This is a genomic window from Shimwellia pseudoproteus (assembly GCF_016415625.1).
Lineage (GTDB): Bacteria > Pseudomonadota > Gammaproteobacteria > Enterobacterales > Enterobacteriaceae > Shimwellia > Shimwellia pseudoproteus.
The window spans coordinates 18986-29526 of sequence record NZ_WBXP01000045.1 but is presented as its reverse complement, the minus strand read 5'-3'; the positions used below and the strand labels follow the sequence as shown (position 1 = coordinate 29526).

The following is a 10541-nucleotide window of genomic DNA, read 5'->3' as shown; positions in this document are numbered from 1 at the left end:
TGACGAAAGCAGGTATGCCTGAAAGTGTGCGTATTGCCTGAAAACACAACCCGCTACGGGGGAGACTTACCCGAAATCTGATTTATTCAACAAAGCCCTTCAGGGTGTGAAGCCTCAAATTTTTCAGCATCTTCTTTTTGTTTTTTCACTCTGTTTTTTTGATTTTCATCAACTTGCTTTTCATATTCAACTTTTTCTCTCTCTTTTTGTGCCAGCCAGTCCCTTTGTGCGTTAACACCATTAGGGTCCCAACTGCATGAAGTCAAAAACACTGAGAAAAATATGGGAGTTATTGCAAGCATATTCATCAGAAATTCATCCTGCGGTTTTGTTAATGGACGCTCCTGATTGCAAATCACGCGCCCCTCTCGCAAAGCACATCAAATCCATGTACCACGCTTGACCTCTGGTGTCGCCAGTATAGTCGATAGCTTTGACGATATAAACGCCATCTGTCGCAATGCTGGCAGCCTGTGACGTCGTGCCGGTCAGCACACGGTTGCCGTTCTCTTCTGTTTCGGTGATACGCCCGGGCGACTGTGCTATTTCGCTATTGCCGAGCGTGGCGCGGTACACCGAAGCCTGATCGAGCTGGATAAGACCATTAATACGGATGTTTGGGTTTATCAGGCACCGCACGTTTACTCCGCCGCCCATCGTTTGTTGCGGCATACCGATCAGGCCAGTATTGGCATTCAACACAATGGCTTCGTGAATATATTTATCCTCCGGCACCATCTGGACCTGACCATCCACCAGTTGCCATGTCGCTTTGCACTGCGCAGCAATATTATCCATCACGTTGCGGCTGGATGAGTAAATCGCGCGGCCACGAGGAAACACGGTATCAGGAAAGTCGCCGGTAATGCCCTGCGTCACGCCGAACGCGTTGAAATCCTGCATAGTCGCCCGGTGCAGGTCCGCAACGGTATAACCAGCGGCAAGCGTGGTGATGGTAGTCGCGTAGAGGAACGCTTCGTGGTTACTGATGGCCTGAATCAGCACCCAGGAATCGGTGATGTTGTCCTTCCCGGTGACGGTGAAGCGAATATCACCGTCAAATATCAGGCCGTAGTTCTGACCGTTCACCTGCCCTACCTGGTCTGGTGAAATCTCCCGGGCGACACCAACCTGGCTCGCATCAACATCCGGCGCAATACCGTCATACCCGGCAATGATGCGAATTTTTGCAAACTCCTGCCCCAGTATCTTGTTCGTGGTATCGGTCGAAAGGTTGTAAATTTTCACGTTCGCCACTCGCGGCCAGCGTGTGTCTGCCCACTCGATCTGGAACGTGACCTTAAAGTTAGACAGGGAAACGCCCTGCCCGTTCTGGTCCAACAGTTGCAGCTCAAAATGGCGCATCCAGTTAAGAGACATTTCTACTCCTGTACGAAAATGAGGTGGCTGTATGTGCCGAGGTTGGTTTTGGTGGGCTCGTCTGGTGCGCCCTTATCGGTCGCCACCACCAGCGCACCATCAATGCCAAGCTGTGGAAATTGTCGTAAAAGGTTTACGCCGGTCAGTAGAGGTACGCCAGAGAGAAGCGCGGCACCGCCGCTATCCATCACGTCCATAATCCAGCCAGCCGCATCACGCCAGATGATCCTGAGTGTATACGTGGTATTGCCCAGCAAAACGCGGAACTGCTGATTGTCAGGAGAAAGCGGTATTTCGTTAAACTGCATATCATCCCCCGAATTCTGATGTAACGCTTCCGCCAAGCTGGCTCAGCAAGGATTCGTTTGGCTGTGTAGTGGATTTCGTCCCGGAATTTTGCACCGCCGATGTGCTGACGCCATCCTGCATATCTGATTTATCAGCAACACTAACGCTCTTCGTTTGCGACATGATCACTTCACGCAGGGTAAGCGTGCAGTTCAGCACGTTTTCGCTGGTTTTGTCCGTTGTCACCTCGATGGCTCGCACCAGCATATTGCTGTACACCCGCTTTCCGGTCACTACATCGAACGGCACCCGGGAGGACTGGAGATCCAGTAGTTGCTGATAGGTCTCTTTCGGGCTAAGTCCGGCGCTGAGGCCGATTGACGATGTATCAATGAAGTCCAGCAACGAACCGCCACCTGCGAAGCCACACTCCATCGTGACTTCGCTGGGGCGCTTATACGCATGATCGGCGATGAAACCCGAGGCGCTATTCGTTGTTGGCTTCTCCACCGGGTGCTCAGTAATTTCGAGCGCATCAGAATGCTTTTCGGAAACGACCACGCTGGGGATCAGCAGGCCAATTCGCCGTGATTGCTGGCGAAAAATCGCTGATAAAATATCCATTATCTCGGTCCTGCGGGGAGTTGCTGGGTTAACTGTGAATTCACACCCTTTTGACGGTCAACAGTCAAACGGGCAGCTTCGCGAGGATCGGAAACGCCGTGGATGTTAATGTTCGTTTCCTGCTGAATCACCGGGGCGCTGGTGGGCATATTGCTCATTACTTTCGGAATGTAATTGCGCGTTTCCTGCGGCATTAGCCCCATTCCATAACGTTGAACGTTCCCGATTCCCCAGTTATATGATGCAAGTGCTTTGCTAAGGTCTCCGCCGTTCTGCCGCAATAGCTGGCTAAGGTACTTAGCGGCTGCCTGAGCTGACTTTTCCGGGTCGAACACATCGTTACCACGCAGGCCCATGTCTCGCGCCGTGCCATCCATGAACTGGAACAGCCCCTTTGCACCCGCGCCGGACATGGCGAACTGGTTACCACCTGACTCGGTTATCGCCACACTTTTCAATAGACCAGCTGGAAGTTGATAAAGCGACTCAAGTTTATTGAACATTGGCCCCATCCAGTCGAGCAATACTTTGCCCTGGGCTGTGGCCTGTGGACGTTTGACTGATTGCGCAAACTGGGAGGGGTCACCCGATATATTTGGAGAGATTTCAGCAGCTCCAGCCGGGGAGAAAAATAAATTACCGATTTTGGCAATCCCGTCTGAGATTTTTTCAAGATAACCATTAGCAGCCTGCTGACGGTTTTTTATTTCATCTCTTTCATGCGGGGCAATTTCATTACTACGAACATGCTGTTCCGCCCCGGGAATGTCAGGCTGAACATTATCGCCATAAACGACGCCATTGCTTTGCGCCTGACGAATAATCTTACCTGGGCCACCATGCAGCCAATCCATCCATGCGGGCCATTCTCTTACCTCGCTAACATCTTTTCGCCCAAGGTCGGTTTTGATGCCAACCGTAGCAAGAGCATCACCAATGTTCCTTTTGGTATAGTCCAAAGATGATTTAGCACTGGCTTTTATGTTTTCACGATCTGAAACCAGGTAACCAGCATACGCTCCCCATAATTTAAGCCATGGAGGTATCGGAAGACCGGATATTTTTGCGAATGCTCCCAATACTTTTGTTACCCATACCCCAGCGATGAAAGTAGCCAAAATTTCCAGCGAGTTCTGCCATCCACCAACAGAATCTTTCAGCCCCAGAAGCTTATCGCGCAGCCAGAGAATTGCCTTTTTCGCCTTTTCTATTGCAGGCTCCCACTTGGACCAGTCAATCAGGCTTTTACCGCCCTCTTTCCACGTCTGGTAATCGTCGTACAGCAATCCGATCGCCAGAATCAGCGTGGTGATAATTCCAATCGGGGATTTCAGGAACGCAGATTTAAGCAGACGCCATGCGACCAGTAGAGCACCGAATATTTTCAGCAGATTTTTACTGCCATCGTCAAGACGCTTCCACCAGTCGATGACAGAGCCAGCGCCCTGTATCAGCCGCCACGCCATTCTCGTGAAGGCGTTCGCAAGCCAGATCACGCCTTTAATAACTCTGGTCAGCGTCTCTTCAATCTTCGGGAAATTGTCGAGGATGCGCCGCCGCAGGCTGTCCAGCGAACCAGCCAGGCCACCAGCGAGGTTTGAGCCGATCTTGTCCCGCATGATGCCGAACAGCGACGTAAGCCCGCGCATGGACGTCATGAATTTGTTGGACTGAACAGCCGCTTTATCAGCGTTGAACCCTGTCTTTTGCAGCATCGACTGGTAATCGGCGGTAAAGCCATTCATGCCGCGCCGCATCGCCATCAGCGTGTTTTCATCGATGCCAAGCATCTGCGCGTATTGTTTCGCGCGGTAATACGGCATGTTGTTGAGCTTTTGCCCAACGCCAGTAAAGATGGCCGCAGTATCACGCATCTTTCCGCTGGCATCGCGAGTCTGGACGCCCAGGCGGTTCAGGAAGCCTTCCGCGCCCGGATTGCTACGCATGAAACCGGCCAGCCCTTCAAGAGAGGACATGGCCGACTCGGCGCTGGCACCGGTTTGCGATGCGGCATAGCCCAGCGCTTTGATGCCCTGGACGCTGGCCCCCGTCCGCTGGGATGCCCAGTAAATTTTACCCAGACCATTCGCGATCTGGGTGGTAAATCCGACAATGCTAAGCGCTGAGCCTTTCACCGCCGCGCCGACCTTCAGAACGTTCGCGGTAACGCCTTTCAGCACTGCTTCAAACTTATTAGCGCCAGCCTGATCGATATCGAATCCCAGCGAAACAAGGAAATCTTTAATCGTATCTGCGTTACCGCTCATTGGCCGCTCTCCATTTATCTACCCGGGCGTCGTTATCCTCGCGCATGTCGAGGTAGTCATTGAGAAGCGCGATGCGGCAAAGGTCTACCGCACCGCTGTTAAGGTCTTTCTGGTCAATATGGAAGGCAAGCGCCGGGCGAAGAATAAAATCTTCACCGCCCGGCAGGCTGTTGAAGGTTATTCCGCTAGCGGGGTGGGCGTCTCGCTGGTAGGGAGTCCTTGCAAAAAATTTCCCAGCGAGTCGGCGACCACCCGCGCCACCAGTTGCAGCATGGTAAGCAGGTCGATATCGTCAAACGCCATTTCGCCATGCTGGCAGACCGGCACCCAGCCTTTCATGTGCTCGCGTGAAACAACGGAAAGACAGGGGAACAGGATAGCGTCCACGTCGCCATCACTCAGATCGGACACAGCATTGGCAATCTTTGGCAGGATGGTAGCCATCGCGCCTTCGGTGTCTTTGCTGCTGATCTTCTCCTGAACGCTCCGGAAGTCCGAAACCATCCCGGCCAGAACCGGCAACAGCTTGCGGGACACCTTCAGCTGTTCGAAAACGCTGAGCTTTGCGGTGCGATATTTCACGCCTTTAATTTCGAATTCCATGCGTTAAAACTCCCCGAGAAGCTGGTCAATCTTGCCGCAGTCGAATACCCAGGCGACGGTTCCGCCCTCTTTAGCGTTATTGAAATCAGGCTGTTTCTGGAATGCACACGAACGCGCAGTAGAAATATCACCCGATGCCGTGTTGCGAATGACGATCACGTTATTGCCCCAGGTGGCAGAGGACTGGCTTTGCGCGTTATACGCCAGAGACAGCTTTTTATTCACCGGGGAGGTTTTGAGTAGCGTCACCGTAATGGTGCCTGACTTATCGGCGTGCAGGCTGTGCATCACCTCGCCATCGGCACCGATGGTCATGGTGTTTTTGTTGCCGCCCATGGTCTGGGTGATACCTTCCTCAGAGTTCGCAGAACCCTGACCAAGATCGATAACGCCGGTCGGCCCGGTGAGCGACGCGGTTACATCGAGAAAAGAATAAGTTGCCATTTATCGCTCCTTAGCGAACCACGTTGATCTGCACATCGGCATAATGAACTGCGCCAGCCAGCTTACAGGCCACCTGGATTAACGGTGCTTTGCGCGCTTCGCGGTCGGCCTGCGCCTGTTCGGACAGCGGTTGCGCATACACGTAATAGCCTTTGGTCAGCGTATCGCCGGAATTCAGCTGTCCGATAGGGCCACCATTCCACACGCCAGCAGCTACCAGACCGTTCGTGACGGACTGATCCATGGACTGTTCAACGTTGGAAAGCAGACGGGTAACACCGGCATCAGTCTGCGGAATTTTGGTGGTGCTGGTGTAAAGCAGGTTATAGAGGTTGGTCTGAACGTAGTTCTGCAACCAGTCGAGCCCGTGGCGCTCGTCGAAGAAGTCACCGTTCGCCATGACACCCTGTTGCAGGATCGCCGTGTCGTTGGCGTAGTACACGAACACGTTCGCATTCTTCGCATCCACAGCCGCCGCCTGTCCTACCGTCAGCGTTTCGTAGGTTACGCTTGGTTCCTGTTTGAACTTCAGGGTAATGGTGGTATTGCTGCCGTTGAAATTGACAGTAAACGCGCGACCGAAAGCTGAAACCGCTGCGTAAGGGCCGCTGGTGGAATACTGAATAAAGGTACGGGCATACTTGCCAGCCTTTAATTTCGACGCAACATCGGTCGTCGAAGTCGTGCTGATAATCTCGGCGTCGGCAGAGGTCACACCAAAGATACGGCTAATGCTGGACGCTTCAATAAGTTTGGCGACCTCAATCACGTCATCAGCATCAAGCACATCGCCACCAGCGACAACATCATCAGCGACAACCAGCCCATACCAGTTGGTATATTGCAGGCAGGCATTAACGGCTTGCACGATAGTTTCAGTATCTCCACTCTCGGAAGAACTCAGCGTCTTCGCCCAGCGACCAACATAAACCTGTGTCGGCTTCGGTGACTGGCTGAAGAAAACCTGCGCTGCTTTATATTCCGGGCTGTCGACACCGAAGTCTTCGCCAATGTCCTCAACGGAAGCATATAGGCGAGTACGTTCTGTCACCGGAATGACAGTGGAAGAGCCAAGGATTAGCAATGCGCCGAAGTTACGACCAGTAGCCGCTTTCGGCGAGATGATCACATCAACGTTTACAACGTTGGATACAGGTAAGCCCTGCGTCATAGTTTATTCTCCAAAAAAGGTGACTGGCACTTCCACCAGCGATTTAATGCCGTACTCGCGCACAACCTTCCGGCGCAGGCGCACCGTCATGTCGTAGCGGCGAACCCATTGCTGGTTGATAAGCTCGGGAAAAGGGGTCAGACCGGTATAGTCTCCCAGGGACAAACCGAGCGCATTCAGCTCAGCATTGTTTTGCGGGACAGATATGCCATCACGAAAACGGGATGCATAAGACATTCCCGCAGGGCCATAGAACGACGCCATGCACTCGAACGTTTCATGTCGCCAGAGCTGAGCGCCCTCGTCGGTCTGATTGGTGAATGCAGGACTGTTATCAATGAGCAACCCGGTAACACCAAACGCGCACCAGTTCGTTTCAACGGGTGGCAGTGGCGGCTGATTTTTCTGCCAGCGCGGACGAACCATTCCAGACGGCAAGCCGGAAACATTGCGCATCCACTGGCTTAGCAGCCTGTCGAGCGCTTCGTCATAAGCCGGATCGCCGCTGGGGGGTGTCAGCCAGCCGCGCTCTGTGCTGGTGTTATTGCTCAATGGGAGTTCCCCCATCAAACGGCAGTAATTCACAATGAGCCTGGACGAAGCCAGCACCGTAAGCCGTATACGGGTCGACGAATGTCACGCGATAATCACGGTTCTGATACGTCACGATATCGGCATCACGGCCAGTCTGCCCCTGCGTCAGCCGCTCAGTTGTCACGATGAGAATCGCGCCGCTGATAACCTGCCCGGCCTGCATGCGGCGGTTTTCCAGGGAGCGGTCAACAGTAACAACCCCGGCAAACTGCGTTTTAACTTCGCTGTCGCTGCCGATCCCGTCATCGTCCACCGTTTGCGCGCTTCGCGTTACCCACAGGTTGAAGTCGCAAAAATCGGGGTCAAAAAGCACGTCTGTTACATCAAGATTCGGCATCTTTATCCCTCACAATATGGGTAATGGCTCTGCGGTACTGTCCGGTATCAATCAACGGCCTTACATTCTCATTGCTTATCAATTGACCAGAATCTGGGTTGATAGCATTAAGCTTTCCGTCTGCCGATCTGCGTGCTAACTCAGCTTTCGCCCCTTTGCGCCCTCGACGCGCGCGGGCTTCAACGGTGCTATCAGCAAGCGGTGTAAAGCCGGTAATGGTCATGTAACGCCTGACGCCATTCGCGGCCAGCGTTCCGGCGCGGTTAAGCGCTCTTTCCGCACCCGCCGCATTTCCATCAAGCGCAGCCTGCGCCGCTGCTTTGAGCTGCGGCACCGTCTGTTCCTCTACGGATTTAACGCCGGGGATCAGGTGCGGGCGTGGGGGGATGTTTTGCGCTGGTGAGCCGTATTCGTTGACGTAACCGATCCCGGCATTACCAAACGGAACATCCTCACGCTCGCTGTCTTCTTCCGGGATGCCCACCAGCACATCCTTTTTGGTTAGCGACCGGAGCGCATCCAGAATGGCCTGAGCGTTATCAACCCTCGTTGTTACACCACTTTTGAAACTCATAGCTGGCGACCGCCCGCACCGAACATCGTGATCAGCTGATAAAATTCAGCGCCATATCGGGTGTTATTCCAGAAGCCTGCGTCAGGGTTTAGCGTCGCGCTGGTGTCATAGCTGACGCTTACCTTGTCAACGGACTTGGAGGACTGAACACCATTGGTTGAGCCACCCGGGCCGCCGACGAGCATTGCCCGGCTATCTGCCGCCCAGAGCGTCATGTAGTGAGCCACGAACAACTCGACAAAGTACGGAAACAACTCTTTGCCGGTGACGTTTTCGCTCAGCAGCACATCAGCCAGATTCAGACGAAACTGGATTTGCGCTTCGGGATATTTGGCAGGGTCAGCAAACTGCGGGAAGTCGCGCCGAAAATCACTTACTGTTGGCAGGCTTTGATTCTTTGGCATCTTTCGCCCCATTACCGCCAGTCTGGGCGGCAGCAATCTGCGCTTGCAGGCTGTCGTTCTGCTCTTGCAGCTTGAGCAGCGCTTCTTTCAGATCGGCAATCAGCTGATCTTTATCGATAATCTGCTTATCTTTGTCGGCAATCTGAGCTTGCAGGCTGTCGATAATGGGTTGCAGATCATCGGTGTCGCTAATCACGCTTTCGGAAAGCTCGGAGTGCGCCTGGGTGAACCAGTGCGACGCGACCTCTTCCGGTACGTTATGCCGTCCCCGGCCAAACTCCCTTTTTGACTGATCGCCGAGCGTCAGCGTAAACGGGGTGTGAACATGGATGGTAACCAGCTTTTCTTTCGCCATTTTCAGTTCCCTTCTGGCCCCTTTCGGGGCCGTTCTGGTTATCAGATACCGTCCACGTACGAAATGGTTTCTTTGTACACTGGCTCGACCGCACCGAGCTTGCCGTAGTAGGTCGCAATCTGGTACAGACCGCGATACTGGACAGGAACGCTCTGAAGCGGAACCAGCGGGTAGCGGACGTATTTTTTATCGTTGGTGTACGCAACCATGCGATCCTTATTCCCCACACCACGGCCTTTCAGCCATTTAACCGCGCGGATATTCAGCGGAACACCGTTCTGGTGATAGCTGATGGTGTTGGTCTGAAGGTACGTCAACAGGGACTGGTTACCCGCAGATGAAACGATGATGCTGGACAACAGAGCAAACTGCTCAGGCGGGATCAGCAAATCACGCGGAACCACAGAGTAACCGGAAGCGGCCCACGCATCAGACAGCACCTGGTTAATGCTTGCGCGGATTTCGTCCGGTGTTGAGGTTGCCCACGTTTTGGCAGCGTTGTTGACAGGAACACCGTTCAGGGTAACAAGGCCTTTCAGGTTTAATGCGGAATCGCCAACATACACCTGCTCGTCGTTGTCCATCTGCCATTTGAGCTGCATCCCGTCGTACTTCTGGGTGTCAATCGGGCGACCTACCTGCTGAGCTGCTGCCAGCTCTACAACGGTCCAGCCCAGTTCCATGCCCCAGAGATTCAGCGGGTTACCGGATTTGCCGATATCCACGTTTACGCCAGCAATAGCGGTTGAGTCTTTGCCTACCCAGTTTTTACCGTTCGGATTTGCGCCAGTACCCGCAGCGCCAAAACTGGTGTTAGTCCAGCTGGAAATGTCATCTGCGATAGAAACGTCTTCACGCAGCTGAATATCGCGGGTCCAGGTGTAACCCACCAGCGGCAGGTTCAACGTCTGGTCGAGTCGCTCCAGCTCCCCGATGAGAAAGGCACCAGAGCTATCAACGGTTGCCTGATCAAAAGTAATCATTCGTCTGTTCCTTAAATCTTCCAGGAAATTTCTGCATTGCCGTTAGCATCACCGGCACCTGTGAATTCAGCGTTGGTCAGCACCACATTTTTGCCACTGACTGACGTGGACATGAATCCACCCAGCGGCACTTTGATGGATTCATCAGTGGAGACGACAACGTATACCGGGTCGCCTTTTTTGATGGTGCTGGCATCAAAATCAGAACCGAGATTAACGGTCACGTAGCCACGCTTCATGGCGTCGCCCGGGAAGTTCTTGCCTGTTCCCACCTGGCGAACCATGTCCGGCTGCGAAGTGGTCGGATAAGGGCGCACGTAGATCCCCTTCACCTTGTCTGCGGTATCACCATCTGCCAGCGGTACGAAAAAACCGTCAGCATCGTATTTACCAGCCAGCCCATAGGCAGCAAAGGCGTTATCGGATTTAAGGACCACCGGTTCGACGGTTAAGTCCTGCGGGCGAGAGATAGCCCCGGCAATGCCAACAGGCATCCGGTACAGATATGCAGTCATTG

Annotated in this window: 16 protein-coding genes; all 16 read right to left on the bottom strand. The window is 53.5% G+C overall.

Annotated elements, in window-relative coordinates; genetic code table 11:
• Positions 1 to 86 precede the first annotated feature (86 nt).
• Positions 87 to 308: a hypothetical protein gene (locus tag F9C28_RS16350; protein WP_199016371.1), complete on the bottom strand. Its 222-nt coding sequence runs from the start codon at positions 306 to 308 to the stop codon at positions 87 to 89.
• 7 nt (positions 309 to 315) lie between these two features.
• On the bottom strand, positions 316 to 1380 hold the full coding sequence (locus F9C28_RS16345) for a hypothetical protein (protein ID WP_199016370.1): 1065 nt from the start codon (positions 1378 to 1380) through the stop codon (positions 316 to 318).
• Between the two features lie 2 nt (positions 1381 to 1382).
• Positions 1383 to 1688 carry a phage baseplate plug family protein gene (locus tag F9C28_RS16340; RefSeq protein ID WP_001160173.1) on the bottom strand — a complete coding sequence of 102 codons (306 nt, stop codon included), beginning with the start codon at positions 1686 to 1688 and terminating at the stop codon, positions 1383 to 1385.
• Between the two features lies 1 nt (position 1689).
• Positions 1690 to 2292, bottom strand: a complete 603-nt coding sequence (locus F9C28_RS16335) for a phage baseplate protein (RefSeq protein ID WP_199016369.1) — start codon at positions 2290 to 2292, stop codon at positions 1690 to 1692.
• Positions 2292 to 4559 (bottom strand): lytic transglycosylase domain-containing protein, encoded by a 2268-nt coding sequence (locus tag F9C28_RS16330; protein ID WP_199016368.1) that lies wholly within the window; start codon positions 4557 to 4559, stop codon positions 2292 to 2294. The genes F9C28_RS16335 and F9C28_RS16330 overlap by 1 nt, the downstream gene beginning before the upstream one ends.
• Positions 4549 to 4632, bottom strand: coding sequence for a DUF6889 family protein (locus tag F9C28_RS20185; RefSeq protein ID WP_371831623.1), 84 nt, complete (start codon positions 4630 to 4632; stop codon positions 4549 to 4551). Before F9C28_RS20185 ends, F9C28_RS16330 begins: the two co-directional genes overlap by 11 nt.
• 104 nt (positions 4633 to 4736) lie before the next feature.
• Positions 4737 to 5162 (bottom strand): phage tail assembly chaperone, encoded by a 426-nt coding sequence (locus F9C28_RS16325; protein WP_000393956.1) that lies wholly within the window; start codon positions 5160 to 5162, stop codon positions 4737 to 4739.
• A 3-nt stretch (positions 5163 to 5165) separates the two neighbouring features.
• Positions 5166 to 5606 (bottom strand): DUF3277 family protein, encoded by a 441-nt coding sequence (locus tag F9C28_RS16320; protein ID WP_000257257.1) that lies wholly within the window; start codon positions 5604 to 5606, stop codon positions 5166 to 5168.
• Between the two features lie 10 nt (positions 5607 to 5616).
• Positions 5617 to 6777 carry a DUF3383 family protein gene (locus F9C28_RS16315; RefSeq protein WP_199016367.1) on the bottom strand — a complete coding sequence of 387 codons (1161 nt, stop codon included), beginning with the start codon at positions 6775 to 6777 and terminating at the stop codon, positions 5617 to 5619.
• Positions 6778 to 6780: 3 nt separating this feature from the next.
• Positions 6781 to 7329 (bottom strand): phage neck terminator protein, encoded by a 549-nt coding sequence (locus F9C28_RS16310; RefSeq protein WP_456299970.1) that lies wholly within the window; start codon positions 7327 to 7329, stop codon positions 6781 to 6783.
• On the bottom strand, positions 7319 to 7708 hold the full coding sequence (locus tag F9C28_RS16305) for a head-tail adaptor (protein ID WP_199016366.1): 390 nt from the start codon (positions 7706 to 7708) through the stop codon (positions 7319 to 7321). Before F9C28_RS16305 ends, F9C28_RS16310 begins: the two co-directional genes overlap by 11 nt.
• Positions 7695 to 8282 carry a hypothetical protein gene (locus tag F9C28_RS16300; protein WP_032177174.1) on the bottom strand — a complete coding sequence of 196 codons (588 nt, stop codon included), beginning with the start codon at positions 8280 to 8282 and terminating at the stop codon, positions 7695 to 7697. The genes F9C28_RS16305 and F9C28_RS16300 overlap by 14 nt, the downstream gene beginning before the upstream one ends.
• Positions 8279 to 8686: a DUF4054 domain-containing protein gene (locus F9C28_RS16295; protein WP_001125674.1), complete on the bottom strand. Its 408-nt coding sequence runs from the start codon at positions 8684 to 8686 to the stop codon at positions 8279 to 8281. Before F9C28_RS16295 ends, F9C28_RS16300 begins: the two co-directional genes overlap by 4 nt.
• Complete coding sequence (locus tag F9C28_RS16290; RefSeq protein WP_087855365.1) at positions 8652 to 9041, bottom strand: STY1053 family phage-associated protein; 390 nt, start codon at positions 9039 to 9041, stop codon at positions 8652 to 8654. The genes F9C28_RS16295 and F9C28_RS16290 overlap by 35 nt, the downstream gene beginning before the upstream one ends.
• Before the next feature lie 41 nt (positions 9042 to 9082).
• Positions 9083 to 10024, bottom strand: coding sequence for a DUF2184 domain-containing protein (locus F9C28_RS16285; protein ID WP_199016365.1), 942 nt, complete (start codon positions 10022 to 10024; stop codon positions 9083 to 9085).
• 11 nt (positions 10025 to 10035) lie between these two features.
• Entirely contained in the window at positions 10036 to 10539 is a 504-nt protein-coding gene (locus F9C28_RS16280; protein WP_000128061.1) for a structural cement protein Gp24, read from the bottom strand.
• Positions 10540 to 10541: the final 2 nt, after the last annotated feature.

Excerpts from the sequence above, each read along its gene's own strand:
- F9C28_RS16295 (WP_001125674.1), bottom strand. The coding sequence starts at position 8,686 with ATGCCAAAGAATCAAAGCCTGCCAACAGTAAGTGATTTTCGGCGCGAC.
- F9C28_RS16340 (WP_001160173.1), bottom strand. The coding sequence starts at position 1,688 with ATGCAGTTTAACGAAATACCGCTTTCTCCTGACAATCAGCAGTTCCGC.
- F9C28_RS16285 (WP_199016365.1), bottom strand. The coding sequence starts at position 10,024 with ATGATTACTTTTGATCAGGCAACCGTTGATAGCTCTGGTGCCTTTCTC.
- F9C28_RS16325 (WP_000393956.1), bottom strand. The coding sequence starts at position 5,162 with ATGGAATTCGAAATTAAAGGCGTGAAATATCGCACCGCAAAGCTCAGC.
- F9C28_RS16350 (WP_199016371.1), bottom strand. The coding sequence starts at position 308 with ATGAATATGCTTGCAATAACTCCCATATTTTTCTCAGTGTTTTTGACT.
- F9C28_RS16345 (WP_199016370.1), bottom strand. The coding sequence starts at position 1,380 with ATGTCTCTTAACTGGATGCGCCATTTTGAGCTGCAACTGTTGGACCAG.
- F9C28_RS16300 (WP_032177174.1), bottom strand. The coding sequence starts at position 8,282 with ATGAGTTTCAAAAGTGGTGTAACAACGAGGGTTGATAACGCTCAGGCC.
- F9C28_RS16335 (WP_199016369.1), bottom strand. The coding sequence starts at position 2,292 with ATGGATATTTTATCAGCGATTTTTCGCCAGCAATCACGGCGAATTGGC.
- F9C28_RS16330 (WP_199016368.1), bottom strand. The coding sequence starts at position 4,559 with ATGAGCGGTAACGCAGATACGATTAAAGATTTCCTTGTTTCGCTGGGA.
- F9C28_RS16305 (WP_199016366.1), bottom strand. The coding sequence starts at position 7,708 with ATGCCGAATCTTGATGTAACAGACGTGCTTTTTGACCCCGATTTTTGC.
- F9C28_RS16320 (WP_000257257.1), bottom strand. The coding sequence starts at position 5,606 with ATGGCAACTTATTCTTTTCTCGATGTAACCGCGTCGCTCACCGGGCCG.
- F9C28_RS16280 (WP_000128061.1), bottom strand. The coding sequence starts at position 10,539 with ATGACTGCATATCTGTACCGGATGCCTGTTGGCATTGCCGGGGCTATC.
- F9C28_RS16290 (WP_087855365.1), bottom strand. The coding sequence starts at position 9,041 with ATGGCGAAAGAAAAGCTGGTTACCATCCATGTTCACACCCCGTTTACG.
- F9C28_RS16315 (WP_199016367.1), bottom strand. The coding sequence starts at position 6,777 with ATGACGCAGGGCTTACCTGTATCCAACGTTGTAAACGTTGATGTGATC.